Raw genomic sequence first — 25,244 nt, 5'->3', positions numbered from 1 at the left:
CAGATCACCAGGATCGCATCAATACTATGCGTTTACTCATGCAGCATCACCGGCTGCTCTTGTAATTGACGGCGGGTATATTCAAGACCCGTTGTATAAATAGCCTCCAGGTGCTTGAAGTCAAACATACCGAATTTACCCAGGTCTGTTGGTTCAATAAAATAGCTGCACAGCAACTTGTTTTTCAACACCGGCTCACGAATGGCCAGGTGAAGGGTTCTTTCTACATTGGCCAGGAAGCCTTCTGCCGGGTTGTAAGGCGTAAGCGGATTTACATGCACCCCAATGATATCGCGGTATTCGGCCAGGAGCGGCTCTATGGGCAAGTTGCCGGAAAGACCGCCATCCACATACTGCACACCATTTATCTCCACTGGCGGAAACAGCAGCGGCACAGAAGACGCCGCCAGGATAGCCGGGATCAAGGGACCTTCACTGAAAATACGTTGATTGCCTGTTAAAAAATCAGTGGCGGTGATATACAAAGGCGTATTCAGTTCTTCAAATGTCTGATGCCGGAGTGTTTGCTTTAGTACTTCTGCTACTTTTTTGAGAGACAGAAAACCGGCACGCCAGTTCCGCCAATGCATCGACAGCCCGAGCTTATGCACCCGGAATATTTCCCTCACCTCATCGGTGTTGTACCCATCACAAATAAAAGCGGCTGCTATAGAACCTGCACTGGTAGCCGAAATTGCTTCCGGGTAAATATCCTGTTCGGAAAATGCTTTTAAAACGCCCAGGTGGGCATATCCCCTGGCGCCACCACCGGATAAAACAAACGGGCGTTTCACAGATGGGCGGGTTTGCTGATCATTCATCCGGCTAATATAAAAAACCTCCGGCATTTTATGGGGCAGTCTGAAACATTATATAAACGGGGCTCTCCCCTACTTCTAAACGCACAGCAGTATCCCCGGTTTTCTCCCACTTCAACTGTTTTGCAGGTTCATCGGCGGTGGTCATGGCGGTAGCGCTCACCGGCAACGATGGCAGATTATCCAGTACCGCATTTACCACATGTGGCTGATACCCTTTCTGCTGATGGGTTTTGGCGCCGGTAGGCGACCAGGCCACCCATACCAGCATCTTCGGATCATCGCCCCTTATAAATTCAAACACATACAGGGAATCCGTTTCTTTTTTTACTACACGCCGGAAACGGTAATCTCCCAATGTCTGGTACAGTTGCTTCACCGCCCAGAACGACATCTTCGGAACAAAATTCCGTGTAAGCCCCGAAGCAGCATGAAAAGAAGCTTCATCTTCATCATTATAGTAATACAGGTAAGCACGCCGTATGTCGAGCGTGGCGAACATCAGAAAGGACCGCACCAGGTACTGCGCCTGTTGCAGATCGCTGGCTCCCTGCCAGTTCAGTTTCAGCGCCCAGTCTTTCCGGTGCTTCATGGCCTCCGGCGTACACGCATCATACCCGAATTCCGTTACCCATACTTCTTTATCTTTTGCATGCTGATTGCGCCACGCAATAGCGTCTTCAATTACTTTGAGATATTGCAGGGAATTATCTTCGGGATAACTTCTGTTCCAGCTGTTTTCATTGCCGGCAGATTGTTCTATGGTAGGATAGGTATGCACATTGATCACATCATAAAGGGGAAATATTTTTTTATCTATATACAAATCATTCAATCCCTGTGAATATGGATCTGCCTTTACGGCTACTGCCGGTGTAACAATTTTCATAGCCGGATCACCGGCACGCACCCCTTCGGCCATTTTTGTAAACAGGGTTTTGAAAAGCGCCGGGTCAAACCTGGTACCCGGCTCATTATCAATTTCCAGGGAAGTACATAATTTTTCCGCTCCCGATGGACCGTAATAAGCTGCCATTGCTTTGCCGTAATCATATGCCCACTGTTCCTTACCGGCCCATAACTGTTTGTAGTTGGGGCTTCCCAATCCTACCCCCAGGAACTGCATACAGATATCTGTTTCAAATCCCGATTCTTTCCAAGGACCATAAGCATCGCGTTTCCAGTTAATATTATTGATGGTGTTAGGGATGGTGATGGGATCGCCGGGTGCTTTTACGTCCCAGCTGATATTATGATAACTGCGTACCAGCCGGCACACCTGCTTATATAAATCCGGTTTGAAAGTAAGATGGCCGTTGACACCCATAAAATCCCTGAATAGCGGCCGGCTGGTAACCGGTATGGAATCGATGGTGGCGAGGCTCGTTTGTGCAGGACCATGTTCTGCACAGCTGATCATAAGAGCAGTAAAGAAGAGGATGGTGGTAAACAAATACTTCCGTGGCATAATACAATGAGCATAAGGAGTGAAACAAAAGAGGCGAATGGTAAGGGTGAAGATATATAAATATCTTTACTCTTACCATCCGCCTGTATCATTGTTCGCTATTCGCGTTTAGTTTCTCCAGCCCGGCACCTGTTTGTACACACCGTTGCTCTGCGCAATTACATCAGGATTCATGGGCCATGCCATATGTTTGGCCGGGTCAAAATTACGTGCCGGCCATACCTGTTTTATTTCATAAGACGATAATGGATTTACCTTATCGCTGTGGATACGGCCATGCAAAGGCGCATTGATCTTTGCATAATCGCCCCATCTCTTGAGATCCTGCAGGCGGTCTGTCCATTCGCAGGCCAGTTCCACGCGGCGCTCATGCTTGAGATCCTCCATCGTAGGATTTGCAATACCTGCCAGTCCTACGCGGCTGCGCACTTCATTCAGCGGTGCAGCGGCTTCGCCGGCCCTGCCCAGTTTGATCAGCGCTTCTGCTTTAAAGAGCAGTATTTCCGCATAGCGCATCAGTGGTAAATTGAGTGCGGTAGTTGGATAATCCGGGCTCTGATTGATGTTGGTATTGGTGGTAATAACGCCATCTTTACCATAAGAGTAAGGTTCCATATATTTATTCATCTGGAAACCCGACAAGCTGTTGGTAGAATAGTAAGAACGCACCAGGCCAAAGAAAGTGAACTTATCACCAAATTTCAGGATGGTTACTTCCCTTCTTGGGTCGTTCGCTTCGTATTCATCATACAGTTCTTCGGTAGGCTGGAAATAGCCCCAGCCATTGAAAATAGCCCAGCCGGTATTTTCCAGCACTACACCCGGAAATTCTGAACCACCCTGTACACCGGAAGTAACAGACCACATATATTCAGAGCTCCAGTTATTGGCGATACTGAAAACAGCGCGGTAATTCTGCTGGCTGTTTTCTTTTCCTTTGATGAGGGCGCGGTGACCTTCATCCCTGATCTTATCAGCGAGTGCAGGGATCAGCGACCATTTGGAGGCATCGTACTGTGCCCAGTAAGCGTATGCTTTTACCATATAGCCCCATGCAGCAGCTCTGTGTGCGCGTCCCTGGTCGGAGGTGCTATATGTTTCAAAAAGGGGCAGCAGGGACGCCGCCTTTTCCATATCGCTGACGATTTGTGCATAGTTGTCCGTTACAGAAGGCAGCTGAGGCGGAATACGTTTTCCGAATTCAGGATTTTCCGGTCCGTCGAAAGGAACGCCCTGGTCTTTATGCCCCCAGAGATAAGCCACCCAGAAATGTGCAAATCCGCGCATGAAATACGCTTCGCCCAATGCCTGGTTGCGTGCCGCTTCCGTGGTATTTTTTGAAGTGGGTACATTCTGGATCACCTGGTTGGCGCGGTTGATCATTTTATACAGATCCGCCCATCCGCTTTTCAGGTAACCTTCACGGCCACTTGGAATAAAGTTCTTGATATTTTCACCGTCTGCCTTCGCCCTTCCTACAATCAGGTCGTCGCTGGCGTCCTGCACCCAGAAAAGGTCACGGCCCCAGGTAGATTCATTACGCATGGCCACGTACATGTCGTTGGTAGCCTTCCGGAGATCATTGTCACTTTGCCAGAAGTAAGCCGTGGTAGGTGCGCCGTTGGGTTTTGTATCCACCCATTTGTTACAGGCACTTGCACTCAACATCAGCGATCCCGCGAGAAATATATGTTTGAATGTTGTTTTCATAAAAGCGTTTGGTTTGATCAGAATTTAATATTTGCACCCAGGGAAAACACACGTGATACCGGGAACTGGCCACCATCCAGACCGATACCGCCCACTTCAGGGTCCATGCCGGTGTATTTGGTAATGGTGAGCAGGTTATCGCCGCTGAAGTATACGCGAAGGCCCTGGTTCCAGCTCATTTTCTTAAAGGTATAGCCGATCAGCAGGTTCTTTAATCTCAGGTAATTACCATTTTCAAGATACCAGTCGGAGTTGGTCTGAAAATTTTTATTGGGATCATTTGCGGAGATACGGGGGATGTTGGATCCTTTATTTTCAGGAGACCAGGCATCCAGTATTTTATCCCAACGATTGTATCCCTGTTCGGAGCCGCTTAAGGTGGTCATCTTGAAAGCGTTGAACAGCTTTACGCCGCCTACGCCCTGCATAAACAGGCTCAGGTCAAAATTTTTCCAGGTGAAGCTGGCTGTGAATCCATAAGTGAGTTTTGGGAATGCGTTGCCCATGTATACACGGTCGCCATCATTAATGGCGCCATCGCCGTTCTGATCTACAAATTTCAGGTCGCCGGCTTTCGCACTGGGCTGGATCATCTTACCATCTTTCTGGTAGGCTTTGGCTTCGTCGTCTGATTGGAAGATACCGGCAGTTTTTATCAACCAGTAAGAATAAAATGGTTGCCCAACTTTAGAACGGAAGGGCGTGAGCACTCCTCTGAAAGCATCATTGTGTACCATTACAGAGGAGGGATCAGTATCGATGTATTCCACATTGTTTTTTAATGTGGCAATATTGGCGCTCAGGTTATATCCCAGCTGTCCTACGTGATCATTCCAGGATACGGCAACTTCCACACCTTTATTGCCGATTTCCCCTTTGTTAATCAGGGGCGCATCCAGCCCAAAGGTATTAGGCCAGGCGGCGGCCTGTTGCTGGATCAGGTCGTAAGTGAGTTTATCAAAGTAATCGGCGGTAATGGACAGGCGTTGTTTCAGCAGGCTGATATCAATACCGATGTCTGTTTGCTGTGAAGTTTCCCAGGAAAGTGAAGGATTGAAGGCTGCTGTCATTGCCAGGGAGTTGCTTCGTGGTGCACCATCGCCGATCTGAAAAGTATAATCCGGTGTGAGTTTAGCATAACCATAATAGTGTACGATAGAGCCCAGGTTACCTATTCGGCCCCAGCTTCCCCTGATCTTGAGCAGGTCCATCCATTTTACATTATCCATGAAAGACTCTGAGCTGATTTTCCATGCGGCGGTTACACCCGGAAATCCTTTGGAGCGGTAGCCTTCTGCTAATCTTCCGGCAACATCATTACGGTAACTGGCGGTTACAAAGTACCGGTCTGCCCAGCTATAGGATAATCTTCCTACGTAGGAAACTGTCCGGTCTTTCCATTCATCATCAGCCGGCAGATTCTGATCAAAGATGGTGGCATTGGTAAAAAACTGGGCCCAGTCTGCCTCATTTTCAAATCCTTTTGCAGCAGCGGAGAAATTGCGGTTAGATTCTTCCTGGCCGGTCATAGAGGCCATCACACCGATGTTATGCCGGTTGATGATTTTATTATAGTTAAGGGTATTTTCCCAGATCCAGTTATAACCTTTGTCTGTAGAATAAGTTAACGTATTCTGGTCATTTGGTTTTCCGGGTTCTGTTCTTCTGGGCTCAAAATTCTTCCACAGTGCATTTTGCTGACGGTAAGAAAAACGGGAAAGGTAAGTGAGGCCAGGGATAATATCAGATACTGTTAATTCTGTTACCGACTGCAGGTCGTTTCTTTTGTTATAGGGTTTGTTTCTCAACAGGGTAGCTACCGGGTTGATCACATCTCCATAAATCCCGTTATACTGGGAACCCCTCGGACCCACACCGCCAAAGGTGCCATCGCTGTAATACGGAGTGGCAGAGCGGGGCATATACAGCGCAGAGAGAATCGCGCCGCTGTAACCGCTGGCTGTTTCTGCATCCCTGTTATCGTTGTTATTCCAGAAGATATCCTGGCGCAGTTTTACGTTCTTACTAAACTGATAATTTGCATTAAATCTCAGGGAAATATTTTTATTATAGGTATTGATCAGCGTACCTTCTTCCTTTTCATAACGCGCCTGGAAGAGGGTAGAAAATTTATCTGTTCCGGCGTTTACACTGATATTGTGCCGTTGTACGAGGCCAGTGCGGAAAATTTCATCCATCCAGTCGGTACGGTTTACCAGGCCATCCGGGTTTTTAGCAGGATTCCATCCTTCGAGCGGGGGTAATCCGGCATTGGTTTGCGCGAGGTTGGATACCCTGCCCTGTTCTTCCGCGGTGAGCGACTGCAATGTACGCCATGGTTGTTTAGCGCCTACGAAGCCGGTATACTGTACAGTAGGCAATCCTTGTGTTGCCTGGCGGGTAGTGATGAGGATAACCCCTGCCGAACCGGAGAAAGCGCCGTAAATAGCTGCGGAAGCCGCATCTTTCAGCACCGTGATCGATTCCACATCTGCAGGGTTGTAAGGGGCGCCTGGCACACCATCCACCACATACAGTACATTTTCGCTGTTGGCAGAGCCCACACCACGAATGGTTACCTTGTTGGCATTACTGGTATGTCCACCATTGCTTACCACGGTGATACCAGGTACTTTACCCTGTATCATATTGGCAACATCCAGTACCGGGCGTTCTTTGATCTGTTTCATGTCTGGCACTACTGCTACGGCAGCGGAGAGGTCACCTTTTTTTGCGGTGCCATAACCCAGTACCACTACTTCATTCAATGCGTTGTTGCTGGTTTTCAACGTCAGGTTCACCGTATCTGAGCTACCGGCAGGCATTTCCACGGTTTCATAGCCTACATAACTGAAGCTGAGAATTGCTTTATCGTTTTCCAAGGTGATTTCAAATTTGCCATCAGCATCTGTAACTGTTCTTGTTTTAGTACCTTTTACCCAGACAGATACGCCGGGAATAGGTTCTTTATCTTCAGTGGTTACACGGCCGGTAATTTTGCGGGCGACTGCCTGGCTGGTTTGTACTTCCGGATCTTTTTCCGCTTTCCTGAGCAGGATTGCTTTGTCGCTTACGCTGTACTCTATACCTGATTTACTACGGAGCATGTTGAGGGCTTCGTTCAACGTAATATTATCCGGTTTGTAATCCCTGACAATAATTTTGTCGAAGTCCTGTTTTACATAATTAAATGTAAAGCTGCTCTGGTGGCCCAGTGCGCTCAGCACCTGGGAAAGGGAGGCACGGGAAATATCCAGTTTCACTTTTTCGCTCAACCCGGTTTGCCTGGCGTATCCGAAGGTAGCTGGCAACAGGGCACATCCCATTAGCAGGAAACGTTTGATGCGGGATACAGCAGGCCCGCTGCTGCGGGTATGCTGATCAGCGGAAGTAAATGTCATTTTCATGTGTTGAAATTTTCAGGAGCGTTCACGTGTTATTTAATAGATGGTCACCTGTTTGTCGGAAATACGGAATTGTTTACGGCTGATGTAGCATAGATTCCCCAGCATTTTTACGAAGCTGTCTTTTTGGAAGAGCACAGAAACATTTTTTTCGATGCCTTGTGTGTTCTGCCATTTCACCTGATAACCGTTGCGTGTGCACAATCGCATTACGGCATCTTTGAAAGGCAGATCGGTGGCGCTGAAGGCGCCTTCTTTCCAGGCAGCCACTTTGCCGGCTTCTGTAGCGGAAATATTCAGTGCTTTATCTTCATTATTATAAGCGGCGGCATAGCCAGGTTTCAGTACAGTACTGTCTTTTCCCGTATGTACTTTTACTTTACCCTGTACCAGTGATACACGGGTTAATCCTTCGCCGGCATAGGCTTCTACGTTAAACTGCGTGCCCAGTACCTGGATCGCGAGATCCCTGGTGTGGATGACGAATGGCTTGTTCCTGTTGCCCTGTACTTCGAAAAAGCCTTCACCGGTGAGTTGTACGTTGCGGCATTGTTTATTGTAGTCTTCCTTCCATTTAAGAGAAGCGGCTGTATTCAGCCAGATGCGGGAGCTATCCGGCAGTACGACCAGTTTAATATCGCTGGTTTCATTGGTGACCTGGAATGATTTATTATCTGCGAGGCGGGCAGACGGCTGTTGTGAATAACGGAGCCACATAAATCCTGCACCGGCCAGTAATAAGATGCTGGCTGCGGCGGCCCATTGAGCAGCACGTTTTTTCCACCAGGCTACCGGGGCGGCTGGCAGCATGCTGTGAAAATTAGCCAGGAACTGCTGCCGGTAAAGGTTTGATTCCAGGGCAGACAAATCTGCTTCGCTGTTTAAACCGTCATACCAGTTGTCCAGTAATGCCAGTTCTTCCTGCGTACATTTTCCTGCATGAAACTTTTTCAACAGGGCTTCTGCCCTTGGATATTTTTGTATTGCCATCTGTTAATGAATACCCGCAACACAAAAAATGTTAACTCGATCTAAGGTTAAGGAATTGTAAACAGTAAAAAAGAGGAGATAAGGCTGGCAGACAAAGCCGGATTTGCTTTAATATGTGCCTTTACCTGTTTAAGTGCACGGCTGTATAAAACGCGCGCGGAGCCGGCGTCTATACCCAATTGCTGCGCAATTTTCTGATAAGAATAGTGGTGGTTTACGCGAAGGATAAATAGTTGGCGCTGACTGGGAGAAAGTATTTCCAGTGCTTCAGAGATAATGGTTTCTTTCAGTCCATGCAGTTCATCGGAAGCTATTGCACCCGGTGATTCCAGGGTGTCGTTTAATAGTATTTCCAGCTTTTTCAGGTGTGCCTGGTAACGGCCATTGGTGCGATAGTATTTAAAGATGCGCAGTTTCAGGGCATGGAGCAGGTAAAACTCCAGTGTTTCATCTTTGGGCACATCTTCCCATTTCACCCATAGTGAAAGCAGCACATCCTGTACAATATCAAAGGCGTCGTGCGGATTGGTTTTAGCCACGGCGATGCCGAGTAACTTATCCCAGTAGGAAGCTACAGCCGCTTCAAAGTCGGCCTGGCCGGAAACCCCGGAAGCATGATGGAAAGATATTTTCTTAAGCGCAGACATAAGTCGAAATATAACAGTCCCTACAAAAGTAATTGTCTAATATTACGTGGATATTAACGTTATGAATCCAGGCTTCTTTTCTTTTGAAAATCGATTTAGCAGATCCTCACAGGAAGAAGTGGTGTTGCTCCTGTGCTGTTCATTATAAAGTTGTTACTGTACTTTGATTGATATTTTAATGTGGACTGATTGGCCTCAATCAAATATAAATTTACTTTTTCAAACGGGAAAGAATATTTATAAAGCGTACATCTTACCTCAAAAAAAGTATCTTTCTGCCTGTTTTAAAAGTCGCTTATGCTCACCGAAGATGCAGCTATCGCCATACAGGAAGAATTGCGCCGGCAGGTAATCACCACCGATGAATTGCCGGATACCATTAAAATTATTGCCGGCACCGACGTGGAATACGACAAAGATTCCAACCTGATTGCCGGCAGCATTGTATTGCTGGATTACACCACGCTGCAGGTACTGGCCGTGGCTACTCATTGTATGGAAGTCACCTTTCCCTATATCCCCGGATTATTTTCCTTCCGGGAAATGCCTCCCCTGCTGAAAGCCTGGGAAAAACTGCCCATGCTGCCGGATCTCATCGTTTGCGACGGCCAGGGACTGGCCCATCAGCGCCGTTTTGGAATGGCCAGCCACTTTGGGGTAACGGTTAACAAACCCGTGATCGGCTGTGGCAAAACGCGGCTATGTGGTGAATATCATCACCTCGGAGATGAAAGAGGCAGTATTGCACCCTTAACAGAAGCCGGTGAGCATATCGGTAATGCACTGCGGACACAAACCGGCATTAACCCGGTATTTGTTTCCACAGGACATAAAATATCGCTGGCTACCGCCACTGACATCGTACTGAAACTATGTACACAATACCGCTTACCGGAAACCACGCGGATATCCGATCATTATGGACGACTGGCGCTGCTTGAATACAAAAAAGAAGGGTGATAGAAATATTTGGAGAAATGATTTTATTATTTATATATTTGCAACCCCAAACGGGGAATACAGAATGGCTGAAAGGCTTGCCTGTAGGAAGGATCGGTAGTTCAGTTGGTTAGAATGCCGCCCTGTCACGGCGGAGGTCGCGGGTTCGAGTCCCGTCCGGTCCGCGAAGCCACTCTTAAAGAGTGGCTTTTTTTATTAAACCCCGCCAGAATCAGGGTTTTAGCAAGAAAAGCATATTAAGTACTAACAAACATTACCAAAGAGAAAGGGTACCTAAAAGGGTACCTGTTTTATTTCCCAAATTGGTACCCCCGGTTAACCCAATGTTTCGCTCCTCCCGCTGACTATCTTGATTTTATTAAGAAGTATAATGGGGCGGAAAGAGCAATCGGAAATAATCAAAATCTGAAATTGTGGGGTATTGAGAAACTTGTTAAATTAAATACGTACTATGAGGTGGATCGCTATGCACCTGATTATTTCATTTTTGGCTCTGATGTAGGAGGAACAGCATACGCTTTCAATAGGCAAAATTCGTCAATAGTATGAGCTGGCCGGCAGAAAAACTACCACGGAATATGAAAATTGAGCAACACTTATCTAAGAATGAGCTGACTGACAAGCAGTTTTTGGTGATTGCATTTGAAACGGTTAAATATCTTGGCTGGCGTATCAGATTTATCTCAGATGCCGGTGTCATCGCTTACACCAATAATGGCGAGCATTCCTGGAACGGAGAAATCACTGTTAAACTGGACGCATCTGGTGCTACGGTGCAATGTGTCACCATCTCAAGTCTGCTGACTGACTACGGACGCAGCGAGGCCGCCGTACGTGCATTTGTTTTCTCATTTGAAAAGCTAAAATCAGAGATCAACGAAGATGAAGTGCATGAAAAATATAAAACCTACAAAAAAGATTTTGTTCCCGCTTACGAAGATACTTTAAAGCCCGATATCAGGCCGAAATTTTCTTACTTAGGTGGATTGCTGTCCTTTTTTAAACCGGCAACAGGCTACTTTTTCACCCCTATTCTAATTGTACTCAATATTTTAATCTACCTCATCATGGTATGTTCGGGTGTAGCTGTATTCGAGCCTGATGCCGCAAGCATGACCGCATGGGGAGTGAACGCAACTATTTATACGCTCGGGGGGCAGTGGTGGAGATTAATTACGAGCTGCTTTATTCATTTCGGCTTAATCCACTTGCTACTAAATATGTATGCCCTTGCTTTTGTCGGGTTATTTTTAGAACCGTTTCTGGGAAGGGTAAAATTCATCACAGCATACCTCCTGGCTGGCATTTTTGCAAGTGTGATCAGCCTTTGGTGGCATGACAATACCGTGAGTGCCGGCGCCTCAGGCGCTATCTTTGGATTATATGGGGTATTCCTTGCGCTGTTAAGCACAAATCACATCGAGCGTTCCATGCGCAATGGCTTGCTCACAAACATTGGCCTTTTTGTGGTTTACAATTTGGTATTCGGCAGTTTTAAAAGCGGAATAGATAACGCAGCACACCTGGGGGGACTACTTGCAGGCGTGATGATCGGATACGCGTATTACCCCGCTTTGCAAAAACCCGGGAATGTCTTGTTAAAATGGCTTACACAGATATTGTCGGTGACTATCGTCATTCTTGTTTCAGCGGTAATTTACGTTAACCTTGCCAAGAGCGACAAGGTTACCTACCAGAAGCAGATCCAGGAATTTTACCAAATCGATACCAATGCATTAAAAGTGCTAAAGGGGCAGGAAAACAGTACAGGCGAAGAATTATTCCGGGCACTGCAACAAGGAAAATCAGCCTGGAGCCATGGTATTGAATTGATCACCGGATTGGATAAAATGAACCTTTCTAACCGGTTACACCTGCGCAACCAAACGCTCATCAAATATTGCAGACTAAGAATAAAAGCTTGTGAACTAATCGCTCAGGACCCGGAGCAAGGGATAAATAGTTATTCATCAGAAATGCAACAGATTAATAGGCAAATAGGGGAAGTTCTTGACGATCTGAAATAAGACTAAGGGTATAAATACACTAAGGAGCTGCACCGTGGCGTTGTTTTTGTCTTTTTTCAACATGCAGTGATGGAGGTTTTCAGGCCATCATAAAGAGCATTCGTCAACAACACAAACAGCAATAAACTATAAATCAGAAACTTGTTAAAAATAAGCAACATTTTAGCTTTTTCGAAAATCATCAGTGGTTATCTAGCCTGTAATGTTGACAACAAATTGTTTTCGGCTGCATGATGAAGTGTAGTATTCCCTTATATTGATATCAACTGAGGATCGGGCTAATAATTCTGCTATCTTTTCTGTTTTTCCGCCTATTGCGAGTTTATAAGATTGTTTTCCATTTAATAAAAATAACTATTAGTTATCGAAATGTATATTTCAACGAAGATGGTTCTTCCCACTTTTGTTGAAATATACATTATTGGCAACCATCAATACATGCAACCACGTGAAATCATGACTATGCTTTTCCAGCCTGATTGCTGCCAGTTTGCCGGTTACCGGCTTACTCTTTGGGTTAGGAAAAAGAAGACTGAAGCTTTGATTTTTATAGAATAGGCAAATAATGGCTAAATTGCCGGCGATCTCTTCTGTTCCATGATGAACATACAGGCATCAACAACTAATGAATTTAAAGTCTCTTATCGGAACGAATAACACAAATAATAGACATAATCCTATTCAAATGATAAAACAATATCGATTGCTACTTTTAGCAGTTTTGCTGATAGGTTGTAAAAAGGAACCAGCTATAGAACTGGAAGATTTTAATCTGGACAGCAAGTTATCGACATTTGTATCGGCCAAAAACAAGCACAAAACTTATACTAATTATTATCAGATAAAATCTGAAATAATTGGCGCAGACACCGTTTCAGACGGTGAATTTATAGGAAGTGAGCAGCCCATAAGAATTGACTATAAACAGCAAATGTTTTCCCAGAAAGATGTTATTGCAAGATTCGGTGATTTTGAGTTTAATGCGATTAATTTTGCCACAACGGTAACCGGAAAATTGATGGTTTTCAACGCTGTTGCGGGGAAGATTTCTTTGAAAGAAACCCAACGCTTTGTGCAGCTATTGAATGAAAAGTATGGGAGGGCAGTTAAAACCAAGAGTGAGTTCATTAAACCATTTGATATTTATTCCTGGCAATTAAAAGACAGGATCATTAAATATTGTGTGGTAAGTGAGAATGATAGCAATGCTTTGAAAGTTGGGACTGATAAGGACCAGCAGACCATAAAAGAGGGGAAGAACAAAACTTATCTGAAAGCATTTATATATATTATCAAGAAGGAATATGCAGACCAGGTAATTGGTAAAATGAGTAGCGGCGACTTACTGTATTGCGAATAACATAACAATTCGTTATTTTTCCGTGGAAATGGAGTCCGTTATATGAAAAAAGTCAAAGTCAGCCGCTCCGCCTATATTTTTTGTAGCATAATTAAACAAAGCAAAACGATAGCCCATGAAATGCGGGAACGTATAGGCCATTTTTAATTGTGTGCCCAATGTTATCCACGTTTTCCCATCGAGGCTATAAAAAAAATCTGTTACATCTTTTCTGTTTGTAAAATTACATTCCGCCTTAAAGTAAACCACCTTTTGGTCCAGGGGGATTTTTTGTGCCTCTACAGGCTGGCCGGTGCTGGCATTGATCATTACGATAGCTTTGCTGTTCCCGGTTATTTTGACACCAGCCAATCCATAATTTTTTTGCAAAAGGCCCAAACCCGCAAAATCACCATCTTTCATATTAGAAATGTCAAGCGAAACTGTTCCGGAGCATACCGGGCCAATAGTACGTTGTGTCAATGAATTTCGTGCCATCACAAAATCGGTGTCAATCCTGCCGGTGGTGAGTCGTAAATATCCTTTCCGGTCTGTAACAGACCATAAGCTATTATCCGGGTTATGGTTCCATTGCCAAACCAGTGGTAATGCCCGTTCGCTTTTTTTACGGGTAAATTCGTCCGAAGCAACAATGCCGGGGATCAAACCTTTACCAGCCGGCAGATCGAGTGTATCGGGCACTTTGCCGCCGGTGCCCAAAACAGGCCATCCATCTTCCCACTTTACAGGGACCAGATAGGGTATCCGGCCTACAGCGCCATAATCACGGAACAAATAGGAATACCAGGTCCCATTTGGCGCTTCGACCAACCCGCCTTGCGCCACGCCCAGATCCTGTAACCCAATTCGTCCTTCGTACGGGCCGGTGATTTTATCTGCCCGGTGTATTATAACAGTACGTACGCTGCCCTTTGGCCAGGTAATATTGAAAAGATAATATTTGCCGTTTATCTTAAACAGCTGAGACCCCTCTGGACCGAGGCCGCCCGAAGGAGGGCTTGCATTCTCAATGATAAGCTGGTCTGTTCCGCCGGGCTTTATGCCCGAAAGGTTCTCATTTAATTCAACTAACCTTAATTTCCCGCTTCCACTAATCATATAAACCTTCCCGTCATCATCAAAAAACAAGGAGTTATCACCCAGGTCGGGGGCAAATGACCTTGCCTTCCACGGACCTTTTTCGATATCTTTTGTAGAGTAGATATAAGTTTTGCCCGTGGTTTCCGCAAATGTGCTTACATAATAGGTGCCATTATGAAAACGAATAGAACTTGCCCATGAACCATGCCCATATGCGTTTTTGCCATTTGTGAGATTTAATGCGTCAACATTTGCTAAAGTATCATATGCATAATTCACCAGCTTCCAGTTCACCAGGTCGTTCGACTTCATAATCGGTACACCGGGACTCATGTGCATCGTTGTGCTGCTCATGTAATAGCTATTGCCTACGCGTACTATTGATATGTCCGGTACATCTGCATAAGTAATGGGATTAGTTGCTTTTTGTGCGTATAAACACGGTACTACAAGGGTGATAATGAAGGCCGTCATCCATAACCTGTAAATCTCATTTCTCATATTCAGATTTTTTTTCCTGGTACGCTTACCTGATTTTAGTTAATGTATTTATTTGAAGCACGCCTACTAAATATGGATCGAAAGTACTTCGATTGTGCTTTGAGTTCGAACATTATCCCCTAATGATAATTCGAATACTGAAATTTACGGACAAGCATCAGATCTACATAATCTGTCATCAAAGGCGCTAACTCATCAACTTTCCCCAGTAATTTTTCCTCCGCTGCAGGATCAATATCATTCTCCACTGATATCTTACTCTTAATTTCTTCTTTAAACAAACCTATATATAATGACCTGATATTTTTATAGCCCGGTAAACTGTCCACAGGATCCAGACAATAAAGATCATATTCAACATAAGCCGGTATTCTCTTGTATTGATGCCCAAAATACGTTCCTCCGTGATGTAATTCCCCGTAAATCTCATTAACATATCTGTACAACCTAAGCAATCTTTCTCTTCTCTGCTGTTGGTTAACATTCTTCTTTTTCCAAAAATAACTATAAAGGAGATAGAACTCATCCTGCCCTGCTTCACCACCAAAACGGGCATCTTCCGGTATTGAATGACACCAAAGGTTTGCATAAGCTTCTGCCGGGCTGGTTGGATATTTCTCCATGAACACCGGATTCCGTTTTAAGATACTTTTTAGCTCATTTTCAGTATAGACAAGATTAGCGTCACTATCTATTGTGATTTTAGGGCTACTATCTTCTTTTTTCGCAGTATCAATTTTTGTGCGGTGATCAGGTTTGTTTGCATGACAGGCAACAAGGCAAAACAATAGAAAAAAAAGAAATCCTTTGTGCATATAAGTAGGGCTAGTTATGGTAAAGTTACCCTTCTCTGAATTAAAAAAGTTCGAAACTTTTCCTCCACCACGCAAAGCCACTCTTAAAGAGTGGCTTTGCGTGGTGGAGCAGCAGCTCCCAATATATATTGCTATGCTACAACAAGGATAACTTTACCATTTACACCGCCGGCCGTTAAGAAATCCTGGGCCGTTGCTGCTTCTTCAAGCTTAAATGTCCTGGAAACAATTGGTTTGAATTTCCCGGCTGCTATCAGGTCCAGGCCATTTTTCAATGTTTGAAACGATAAGTCGGAAGCGATAAAACGCGCTTCCACATGGAACTGTTCTGCCAGCTCCTGTGAAGGCGGCACCACGATACTCAATAGTTTACCGCCCTGCTTTAATACCCGGAAAAGCCCGGCCTGGGCTTCGCCACCAGCTGTATCTGCAACCAGGTCGACGCCTGTAACAATACTGGTCACATCCTGTGATTTATAATCAATCACTTCGTCGGCGCCAAGGCTTTTAGCTAAGGCCACACCTTCTCCGGATGCCGTAGCAATCACATATGCACCGGCAGCTTTTGCCATTTGCACCATAGCTCCACCAACAGCGCCGCCCCCACCCTGGATTAAAACTTTCTGGCCTTTTGCTAACTTCCCTTCTGTAAAAAGAACAGATTGAGCAGTCCCGATATTAACACCTATCGATGCCGCTTCTTCGAAGGACAGGCTTTGTGGCTTTGGCACAACGAAATTCTCATTTGCAACCACAAATTGTGCATACCCGTTTTTTTGTGGGATAGCGATGACTTCATCACCTGCTTTAAATTTTGATACTTTTTCGCCGGTGGCAACAACTATTCCCGCCACTTCCCCACCTGGTATAAAGGGCATTTCCACCGGACGGATCTGCTTCATAAATCCCATGCGGATTTTCATGTCTATCGGGTTTACACTTGCTGCCTTAACCTGGATTAAAACATCATTTTCATTTTGGATAGATGGTGTTGAAACCTCTACCTGTTCAATCACCTCTGAACCGCCAAAGGCTTTGTACTGCATTGCTTTCATATTATTTTTATTTTTTAAAATTGTAAATAGCTTTTCTACTGAAGTGAACTGTAAATTGGATAATCAATGTAACCTGTTTCGCCGGGTGTATACAATGTGGCGAAGTCAACATCATTGAGGGGGTCGTTTTTTTCGATACGCCTCACAAAATCAGGATTAGCAAGGAATCCCCGCCCAAAGGCAACAAGGTCTGCTGAGTTGTCCTGCAGCTTTAGCTCCGCTGTCTCCATTGTCAAGCCGTTACAGTATATGATAGTATTATTAAATCCTGTACGGATTGCATGATATGTTTTCTCTGGAATTGCCGGATTGGTTGAAAGATGGATATAGGCGATTCCTATCTTATCCAATTCACTGCTCAGATGGGCGTATGTTTGATGCACCTCTTCTGTATCGTAAGGCTGTTGATCGCTTAATTGGGAAAACGGGGAAAAACGAATCCCTATTTTATCCGGACCGATAGCAGCTGCAATGCCTTCGGTAATCTCTACAATGAGGCGGCTCCGGTTTTTAAAGTTACCACCGTACTCGTCTGTCCTGTTATTTACATTTGGATTTAAGAATTGCTCCAGCAAATAACCATTTGCGCCATGGAGTTCCACCCCGTCAAAACCCGCAAGGATCGCATTTTTGGAAGCGCTTACAAATTCTGCTATCACACGCGTAATACCCTCCAGGTTAAGCGCTTCCGGAACAGAGTGCTGCTGTAAACCAAGCGAGTCAGTAAAAATCTCGCCGGCAGCCCTGATATCCGAAGGACCTACGGGCAGTTGTCCGCCTGGTATATTGGCAACATGAGCAATACGTCCGGTGTGCATGATCTGCAAAAAAATCTTTGATCCGTTTTGATGAACAGCATCCGTAACTTTCTTCCATTCCTTCACCTGTTCATCAGAATAAATGCCGGGAATACGTGGATAGCCAAGTCCCTGGGGACTCGGTGATGTACCCTCAGTTACAATCAATCCGGCGCCTGAACGTTGTGAATAATAAGTTGCCATCAGTTCATTTGGAAGATTACCAATGGCCCTGCTACGGGTCATGGGCGCCATTACCAAACGGTTTTTGAGTTTTAGCGGGCCCTTTTCAAAAGGCGTAAATAACTTTTTCATTTTGTATGATGATTTAATTCTGCAAACAAAATTAGAAGTTATGTTATGGGTAAAATAACCCAAAAGGGCGTAAGAATAGTCCAATACGACAGGAGTATGCTTAAACTGAAAAAGATGGATACTATCCTTTGTAGGAAAACTTTTTAGGGGTAACACCATATTGCCTTTCAAACAATCTGCTAAAGTGGCTGAGATTAGCGAATCCAAGCTCATAACCCACCTCGGATACGGAGAGTTTGGCCTGCTTCAATAAAAAGGCTGCTTCTTCCATTCGTGCACGCTGATAATAATTGTATATAGTATCGCCAAAAGTTTGTTTAAAGAGCTGCTTAAGCTTGGTTTCACTCATTGAAGCGATCGTAGCTAATTCCTTTAAAACCGGCGGCGTACTGAGATCCCGTAATATCTCGCTGCGTATTACCAGGAGTTTCTCGGCGTCGGCACTATTAATATTCTTAAATGTGGTGTTCTCCCTGAGCGACAGCTTACTAAAAAGCAAGTACAGTACTTCCTGTACCTTAATCTGCACATAGAAATTGTTCAGGGAGTTATTCATGTCAACAGATACAATGTTTTTAAGCAGCAATTGCATTTCAGCGTCCAAACTTTCGAAAAAGAGAAACGAAGCATTTTCCGCGGTAATGGTTTTTATTGTACTGTTAGGATTTTCGATAGATAGAATGCTGCGCAATCTATCTGCAGCAACACCTACTACTACATACTGAATATTACTACCAGCTGGGAAACGGATTTCTGTGCGCAAGTCGTTTGTAGAAAGCTGTATCGCAGAATCATTTTTCTGTGAGAACGGTATGTTTTCCTCGTTATTATATTTAAGTTCAAAATCTTCTTCATTATTGTAAAAGAAAATGGTACGTATATTATTGTATATGACGGCCGGATTACGTTTAATCACGAAATCTTCTTTTAATTTATACCGGTGGATGGTTAACCTGAAATCATCCCCAAACCCAACTTTACGTACGTAACCTTCTCCCAGGCGTGCTGGAATTTCCAATACATTATCTCTCACAGGCACATTAATCTGTTTTGAAAACAATGTTATAAAGTCAAAATCCGGTGACGCTGTAAATTCAAAAATCATATAGCCAGGTCAGTTATTACTCACTCTAAATTAACGTAAATAACCTGTAAGAAACCGAAAAAAACGACTATTTTGTTGATTCACCTTACATCACGTATGTTCAAGAAAAAGAAGCTTTGCGCAGTTCCTCTTATGATAACAAAGCCCCTCTTCATGCTTACGAAGATAAGCATCATCATTTTGCTGATATTGTGGTCCCCTTTATCCGTAAAATCCCAGGCCAACCCCTTCGGCAATGCGCTTATTCCCGACATGATTGCTGATGCAAGTATCCAGGAAATAAATGGCATATTCTATTGCTATGCAACTACAGATGGTTATGACGATGGCCTCCGTACCTCGGGACCTCCCGTGGTTTGGAAATCTACAGATTTTGTTCACTGGAGCTTTTCGGGGACCTACTTTCCGTCTGCCACCGGGCAGTTGTATTGGGCGCCAAGTAAGGCCATCAGCGCAAACGGGAAATACTATCTTTATCCCACTGTCAACGGATACATGTATGCAGCAGTTGCAGACTCCCCCGACGGCCCATTCCGTTTGGCTACAGGAGCCGATACTTTTATAAAGCCCTACTCACCCAATACACTGCTACAACTAAAAACGCCCAAAGGCCCTACTGGTATCGATGCGGAGATTTTTACAGACGACGACCATAAAGCTTATTTGTTCTGGCAAATGAGGCATGCAGCCCCGCTTAGTGAGGACATGATCACTGTTGACACCAATACTGTTACCATACCAACACCCCGCAGCGGCTATTCCGAAGGGCCCATTTTTTTCAAACGGAAAGACATTTACTATTTTCTTTACACGCTTGGCGGAGACGAAAAGTATCAATACGCTTACGTTTCAGGCAAGGCATCTCCGCTGGGACCGTTCGATGCTCCCAAAAACAACGACATCATCGCCACCACAAATTACGAACGCCAGATCTTTGGTCCGGGGCATGGATGCGTTTTTAACGTTCCAGGTACAGATGATTACTATTTTGCGTATCTCGAGTATGGACGGGGAAGTACCAACCGGCAAACGTACGTCAACAGGTTACGTTTCAATGAAGATGGATCCATTCAGCCGGTCGACCTCACCATGACAGGTGTTGGCGCACTCCATCCGGTGAAAACCGGTGCTCCCAAAAAAGTCATGCAGGCCACCGCATCGAGCACCCGGTCTGAATTGAAAATCAAACCGGCAAAAGATTCCCTGCTTCACCGTGTCGAATATTTCGTGCCCTCCTTTGCTTTTGATGGTTCAAACGGATCTCGTTGGATGGCTTCCCCTGAAGACTCCACAGGCTGGATCATGGCCGATTTAGGTAAAGTCATGAGCATAAAACGCAGCGAGGTTTACTTTGTCCGGCCAACAGCCGGACACGCCTATGTTTTGGAATATTCCACGGATGGCACACACTGGTCGTCTTGTGGTGGTCACAATGATGTTAAAATACAATCCCCTCATTCCGATGCTGTCAATATCAAAACGCGCTTTTTGAGAATTAAAATTACTACTGGAGTAAAAGGTGTCTGGGAGTGGAATATTTATTAAAAGATGGGATTATGAATAATGTCAAGCTATTGATAGTACTCTGGACGTGCCAGCTGCTATGCGTAAATGTATTTGGTCAGCAAACCGGGAAATGGGGAGACCAGGGAGATGGAACTTATATTAACCCCGTGCTGCCAGGCGACTTCAGCGACCTGGACGCGATTCGTGTAGGTAACGATTTTTATGCCATCTCATCCACCATGCAGTATTCTCCCGGAATGGTTGTTTTACATTCAAAGGACCTTGTTAATTGGGAGATTATCAGTCATGTGGTACCGGACCTTACACGCATCTCACCCAATCTCAACTGGGATAAGATGAATTGTTACGGCAAAGGCATATGGGCGGGTTCTTTACGATTCTACAAAAATAAATTCCGGGTATATTTCGGTACTCCGGATGATGGTTTCTTTATGAGTACGGCAGCAAATCCTGCCGGGCCATGGGAGCCGGTTCATCAATTGTGGAAAGTGTCCGGCTGGGATGATTGCTGCTCCCTCTGTGACGATGATGGTCAATTGTATTTTGTTGCTACCAACTATGAAACTGATCCCACAAACAACAAAAAATATAATATCCATGTTTTCAAAATGACACCGGATGGAAAAAAACTGATGATGGAAACGGACAGTATCATCCATCAGTCACATGGAAGTGAAGCAAATAAATTGTACAAGATAAATGGCCTTTATTACCATCTCTTCAGTGAAGTAAAATCAGAAGGCCGGGTTATTATGATGGAACGCTCGAGGAGCATTTACGGACCCTGGGAGATAAAGCAGTTAAACCATGTGAATAAAATGCTGGATAAAGAACCCAACCAGGGAGGTCTTATCCAATTAACCAGCGGAGCATGGTATTTCTTTACGCATCATGGTACGGGTGATTGGGAAGGCCGTGCCGCCAGCCTGCTTCCCGTTACCTGGATAAATGGCTGGCCAATTATTGGAAAGGTGGGGAATGATACCATTGGTTCCATGGTTTGGTCGGGCCGCAAACCAATTCATCTTAAGTCACCTTTGGTAACCATACAAACCGACGATAATTTTAATTCTGCTACCCTCCTTCCTCAATGGGAATGGAATTATCAGCCGAGATCAGATAAGTGGTCATTAACCGACCGTAAAGGATTTTTACGATTGTATGCCTTCAAACCCATTACGGCTGACAATAGGAATATCCTGTTACAGGCAGGCAATACCATTACCCAACGCAGCTTACGCACAACATCCAACGTAGTTACCATTCAGTTAGATATTGATGGAATGCGTAACGGTGAATATGCAGGGCTAACACATTTTTCAACATCGGGTACAAGCTGCATTGGAATAAAGCAGGTAAATAATTCGCGGTACCTGACCTATACACATAATGACCAGGACTCTACCGGCGCAACCCTTGCGGGGCGTACTATCTGGCTTCGGTCTACCTGGAACTACCAGGGTGAGAACAGATATTTTTACAGCGTTGATGGAAAATCATTTTTACCATTCGGAGACGTGACCCGGTTAGCCTGGGGTAGTTACCGCGGAGACAGGATCGGTATTTTCAACTTCAATACCGAATCGGATAGCGGGTTTGTTGATATAGATTCATTCCGGTACCGGTATTCAAAGTAGATCACCTTTCCTCCTACCGTTTAAAAATATGCTGGGAAAACAGATACAGATTGCGATCCCACTCCGTGTTGTCATGCCCGTTAGTACCCACACTCCAAACATGCGGGACAGCTATTTCGTTGAGATACTGATGGGCCTTTTCACTAATCCCGAAAAGGCCGTCTTTATTTCCACAGGCCACCCATAGCAGTTTCAACTTTTCCTGGGCAGTTTTAATATCCGGCACAAATTTGACATCTGTATACATACCACCGAACATATTCGTATTGGGCGCCGAAGAAAATCCACCTATATAGGCGAAAGTTCCCAGGTTATACAAACCTATATTTAACGACTGTCCTCCCCCCATTGACAAACCTGCTATAGCACGATGTTCACGGTCACTGATAGTGTAATAATGTGAATCGATGTAAGGAATGATATCTTTCAATAAATCGGCTTCAAATGGTTTTCTGTAGCCTTCAAAATCATCGGCTCTCCCGGAACGGCTTGCTGTTGCTGTATCTGTCACTGTCAGCTTTGAATCGCAGTTGGGGAAAACCAAAATTACAGGCTGAATTTTACCATCTGCTATCAGGTTATCTACAATGTTATCTGCCTGGCACCATTCTGTCCATTGACGATAGTCTGATCCCAAACCATGCAACAGATATAGCACCGGATATTTCTTGTCTGCCGAATATCCCGGAGGCGTATATACACTCATTTCCCGGCGTTTCCCAAGCGTTTTTGAATCGTATTGAACAACGGCTAATTTTCCGTGAGGTACATTATTACGCTGCACATTAAATCCCGCTGGTGGATCAGGAAACGAAGGAACAGTGTCCGCGTTAAAAGAAACCTTGCCTGTTTGTGCCAGGCAGATATGACTGGCAACAATAAATACAATTAAAACAAATAGATACCTGTTACTCATCTTATTTTTATAATGTTATTTTTATTCGTTCCAAACCAATACGCCTGCTGGTTCCAATACTTTGTCCCCGATTAATATTCTGGCTCCAGCTGGCATTTTCATTTCATAATTATCAGAAGAATAATTGACGGCCACATAGAAACCATCGCGCCAATAAACAAATACGCCGGGAGGATAATTCTCGGTGGTAGCGCCCGCGCCTGTATAGATCTCCCGCAGTATATCTGTCTCCAGTTTAGCATCATCGGTATCCACGCCGATATAGGTAACAGTGCCTTTGCCGATTTTATGCTTCACTACCGCCGCTTTTCCTTTATAAAACTGGTTATCGAATACCGCAAGGGCTGCTGTATTTTTATCAGGGGCGAGTAAGTCGGCCCAATTATTCCAGCTGTAGTGGGTTGACCCCATAAGGATATCACCTTTGGCGCTACCAGAAAGCATATCAGTCGCTTTTACCTGCGCTCCGATGAGCCCGGATATAGGAGCCGCCCATTCGCCTTCCCAGAAATGGCCCATGCGATCTTTGGTGGCCGTGCGGCAGGTAATAATCAAATGGCCGCCGTTGGCTGTATATTCCCGCCATTTATGTACCAGCGCACTATCCACCATTTCGTAGGCAGGAACAATCACAAATTTGTATTTCGACAAATCAGTGGTTTCCGGGATTACGTCTACCGGTGCACCGAATGATTTTGCTATCTCCAGGAATTTAACCGGGTAATTCCATGTATCCCATTGCCAGGTTTGTTTTTGCCGGTCAATCGTCCAGTAATTTTCCAGGTTCCAAAGGATGGCCGTAGAGCGGGCCGCCAGTTTCTGAGGTATTGCAGTATTGGGTTTGTACTGTTTTCTCAGCTCTTTTATTTCCTTCATGAATTGCATGTACTCCTCGCCACCCTGTGAAGGGGTTACGCCATCTGTTTTTATTACGCCGGCATGATACTGTTCCGCGCTATAATTAATCTGGCGGAAGCGGTAGGAGCAGGCCAGCTTTCCGCCTGCTGCGAAGGTGTGATAAAGCCACATACGAACGGTACCCGGCAAAAGCAGCGGGTTGTAGCTCCCCCAGTTCACCGGTCCGGGTTGAATTTCCATCACACCGGATACACCGCCAACTGATTTATAATATTCAGCAGCAAAAAGAATTACTTTACTATTTCCCAAACGGAAGCCCTGGTCCCCTATATTACTGGTGCCACCATTCGGATAGGCGGTGTAAGTAGCAAAGTCGAGTTTACCTGTACGCCTGGGATCTGCTCCTGTGGAAACGGCCGTATAATTGGTGGTAATATATTGGTCTCTTGAGATGTAATTCCGCAGCATACCTGCCTGAAAATCGAGAAATTCACCCTGGACATCTGCACAATAACGTTTAAAATCAAGCAAGGCATGGGGGTTATTGCCCCACCAGCCAACGAGGTTGGTATTTGGAATGATCACCTGGTCAAAGTCATTATACCACTGGCTCCAGAAGGCCGTTCCCCAGGCGGTGTTCAGTGCTTCAATTGTTTTGTATTTTTGTTGCAGCCATTGCCTGAACGCTTCCTGCGAAGATGGGCTGTAATCGGGTTTGGCATCAGGCTCGTTATCGAGCTGCCAGCCAATCACATTTTTATTTGTTCCATACCGTTTAGCCATTTCCGTTACAATGGTGGCTACAAACTTCCGGTAAGCCGGGTTAACGATTGATCCCAATCCGCGTGTGCCTTGCTCCCCACGGATGTAATGGCCATCCATCACAAAAGTTTCCGGGTAATTCCCCCTCATCCAGGCGGGTGTAGTGGCCGACGGCGTACACATCAGCACTTTCAGGTTGTATTTAGTACAGAGATCAATGACCTTGTCGAGCCATGCAAACTCAAATTTACCCTGTTCAGGTTCCATTTTAAACCAGGCAAATTCGGCCAGGTGCACAAATTCATACCCCATGCCGGAAATCTTCTTTATATCCCGCTCCCATTGGTTTTCGTTCCAATGCTCGGGATAATAATAGATACCGGTGGTGATAAGATTTTTTTCAGGAAAGAAGTGGTTCACCTCCTGCGAGGTGGCATTCAATCCTGAAATCAAAATTGTTATAATAACAAGTAGCGAGCGCTTATTCATCTG

The 25,244-nt window shown here is 45.0% G+C and carries 19 protein-coding genes and 1 tRNA gene; 7 read left to right on the top strand and 13 right to left on the bottom strand.

Features of this window, described 5'->3' with window-relative positions; translation table 11 throughout:
- Positions 1-32: 32 nt before the first annotated feature.
- From AB6805_RS11130 to AB6805_RS11105, 6 genes are all read right to left on the bottom strand, one after another.
- Positions 33-821, bottom strand: coding sequence for a patatin-like phospholipase family protein (locus tag AB6805_RS11130; protein ID WP_370909498.1), 789 nt, complete (start codon positions 819-821; stop codon positions 33-35).
- Between the two features lie 28 nt (positions 822-849).
- A complete protein-coding gene (locus AB6805_RS11125) occupies positions 850-2,286 on the bottom strand; it encodes a hypothetical protein (protein ID WP_370909497.1) in 1,437 nt (478 codons plus the stop codon).
- A gap of 108 nt (positions 2,287-2,394) precedes the next feature.
- Positions 2,395-3,996, bottom strand: a complete 1,602-nt coding sequence (locus AB6805_RS11120; protein WP_370909496.1) for a RagB/SusD family nutrient uptake outer membrane protein — start codon at positions 3,994-3,996, stop codon at positions 2,395-2,397.
- A 17-nt stretch (positions 3,997-4,013) separates the two neighbouring features.
- A complete protein-coding gene (locus AB6805_RS11115) occupies positions 4,014-7,403 on the bottom strand; it encodes a SusC/RagA family TonB-linked outer membrane protein (RefSeq protein ID WP_370909495.1) in 3,390 nt (1,129 codons plus the stop codon).
- A gap of 33 nt (positions 7,404-7,436) precedes the next feature.
- Positions 7,437-8,390 carry a FecR family protein gene (locus AB6805_RS11110; protein ID WP_370909494.1) on the bottom strand — a complete coding sequence of 318 codons (954 nt, stop codon included), beginning with the start codon at positions 8,388-8,390 and terminating at the stop codon, positions 7,437-7,439.
- A 47-nt stretch (positions 8,391-8,437) separates the two neighbouring features.
- Positions 8,438-9,037 carry an RNA polymerase sigma factor gene (locus AB6805_RS11105; RefSeq protein WP_370909493.1) on the bottom strand — a complete coding sequence of 200 codons (600 nt, stop codon included), beginning with the start codon at positions 9,035-9,037 and terminating at the stop codon, positions 8,438-8,440.
- A gap of 297 nt (positions 9,038-9,334) precedes the next feature.
- Between AB6805_RS11105 and nfi the strand changes: the two genes are divergently transcribed.
- The 5 genes from nfi to AB6805_RS11080 all read left to right on the top strand — a co-directional run bounded on the left by nfi (position 9,335) and on the right by AB6805_RS11080 (position 13,384).
- Positions 9,335-9,997: a deoxyribonuclease V gene (nfi, locus tag AB6805_RS11100; protein ID WP_370909492.1), complete on the top strand. Its 663-nt coding sequence runs from the start codon at positions 9,335-9,337 to the stop codon at positions 9,995-9,997.
- Between the two features lie 90 nt (positions 9,998-10,087).
- Positions 10,088-10,161, top strand: a tRNA-Asp gene (locus AB6805_RS11095).
- An 88-nt stretch (positions 10,162-10,249) separates the two neighbouring features.
- Positions 10,250-10,546 (top strand): SMI1/KNR4 family protein, encoded by a 297-nt coding sequence (locus tag AB6805_RS11090; protein ID WP_370909888.1) that lies wholly within the window; start codon positions 10,250-10,252, stop codon positions 10,544-10,546.
- The gene (locus tag AB6805_RS11085; RefSeq protein ID WP_370909491.1) at positions 10,543-12,024 is read left to right on the top strand and encodes a rhomboid family intramembrane serine protease; all 1,482 of its coding nucleotides are present in this window, start codon (positions 10,543-10,545) and stop codon (positions 12,022-12,024) included. Before AB6805_RS11090 ends, AB6805_RS11085 begins: the two co-directional genes overlap by 4 nt.
- A gap of 685 nt (positions 12,025-12,709) precedes the next feature.
- A complete protein-coding gene (locus AB6805_RS11080; protein ID WP_370909490.1) occupies positions 12,710-13,384 on the top strand; it encodes a hypothetical protein in 675 nt (224 codons plus the stop codon).
- 12 nt (positions 13,385-13,396) lie between these two features.
- On the opposite strand, the gene AB6805_RS11075 is transcribed toward AB6805_RS11080, so the two are convergent.
- The 5 genes from AB6805_RS11075 to AB6805_RS11055 all read right to left on the bottom strand — a co-directional run bounded on the left by AB6805_RS11075 (position 13,397) and on the right by AB6805_RS11055 (position 19,052).
- A complete protein-coding gene (locus AB6805_RS11075) occupies positions 13,397-14,965 on the bottom strand; it encodes a glycoside hydrolase 43 family protein (RefSeq protein ID WP_370909489.1) in 1,569 nt (522 codons plus the stop codon).
- Positions 14,966-15,084: 119 nt separating this feature from the next.
- Positions 15,085-15,780, bottom strand: coding sequence for a hypothetical protein (locus AB6805_RS11070; protein WP_370909488.1), 696 nt, complete (start codon positions 15,778-15,780; stop codon positions 15,085-15,087).
- A gap of 131 nt (positions 15,781-15,911) precedes the next feature.
- Entirely contained in the window at positions 15,912-16,835 is a 924-nt protein-coding gene (locus AB6805_RS11065) for an NADP-dependent oxidoreductase (RefSeq protein WP_370909487.1), read from the bottom strand.
- 35 nt (positions 16,836-16,870) lie between these two features.
- Positions 16,871-17,947 (bottom strand): alkene reductase, encoded by a 1,077-nt coding sequence (locus AB6805_RS11060; protein ID WP_370909486.1) that lies wholly within the window; start codon positions 17,945-17,947, stop codon positions 16,871-16,873.
- Between the two features lie 121 nt (positions 17,948-18,068).
- Positions 18,069-19,052 carry a helix-turn-helix domain-containing protein gene (locus AB6805_RS11055; RefSeq protein WP_370909485.1) on the bottom strand — a complete coding sequence of 328 codons (984 nt, stop codon included), beginning with the start codon at positions 19,050-19,052 and terminating at the stop codon, positions 18,069-18,071.
- 153 nt (positions 19,053-19,205) lie between these two features.
- Between AB6805_RS11055 and AB6805_RS11050 the strand changes: the two genes are divergently transcribed.
- Entirely contained in the window at positions 19,206-20,597 is a 1,392-nt protein-coding gene (locus AB6805_RS11050; protein WP_370909484.1) for a family 43 glycosylhydrolase, read from the top strand.
- A gap of 11 nt (positions 20,598-20,608) precedes the next feature.
- The gene (locus tag AB6805_RS11045) at positions 20,609-22,216 is read left to right on the top strand and encodes a glycoside hydrolase 43 family protein (protein WP_370909483.1); all 1,608 of its coding nucleotides are present in this window, start codon (positions 20,609-20,611) and stop codon (positions 22,214-22,216) included.
- Between the two features lie 13 nt (positions 22,217-22,229).
- Here the strand turns inward: AB6805_RS11045 and AB6805_RS11040 are convergent, their stop codons facing one another.
- Entirely contained in the window at positions 22,230-23,132 is a 903-nt protein-coding gene (locus AB6805_RS11040) for an alpha/beta hydrolase (protein WP_370909482.1), read from the bottom strand.
- A 21-nt stretch (positions 23,133-23,153) separates the two neighbouring features.
- Positions 23,154-25,241 carry a beta-galactosidase gene (locus tag AB6805_RS11035; protein WP_370909481.1) on the bottom strand — a complete coding sequence of 696 codons (2,088 nt, stop codon included), beginning with the start codon at positions 25,239-25,241 and terminating at the stop codon, positions 23,154-23,156.
- Between the last annotated feature and the right edge of the window lie 3 nt (positions 25,242-25,244).

Origin of the sequence: Chitinophaga sp. RCC_12 (assembly GCF_041360695.1) — a bacterium.
Taxonomy (GTDB): domain Bacteria; phylum Bacteroidota; class Bacteroidia; order Chitinophagales; family Chitinophagaceae; genus Chitinophaga.
Note: the sequence above shows the minus strand (reverse complement) of the source record. Positions and strands in the feature narration are given on the sequence as shown.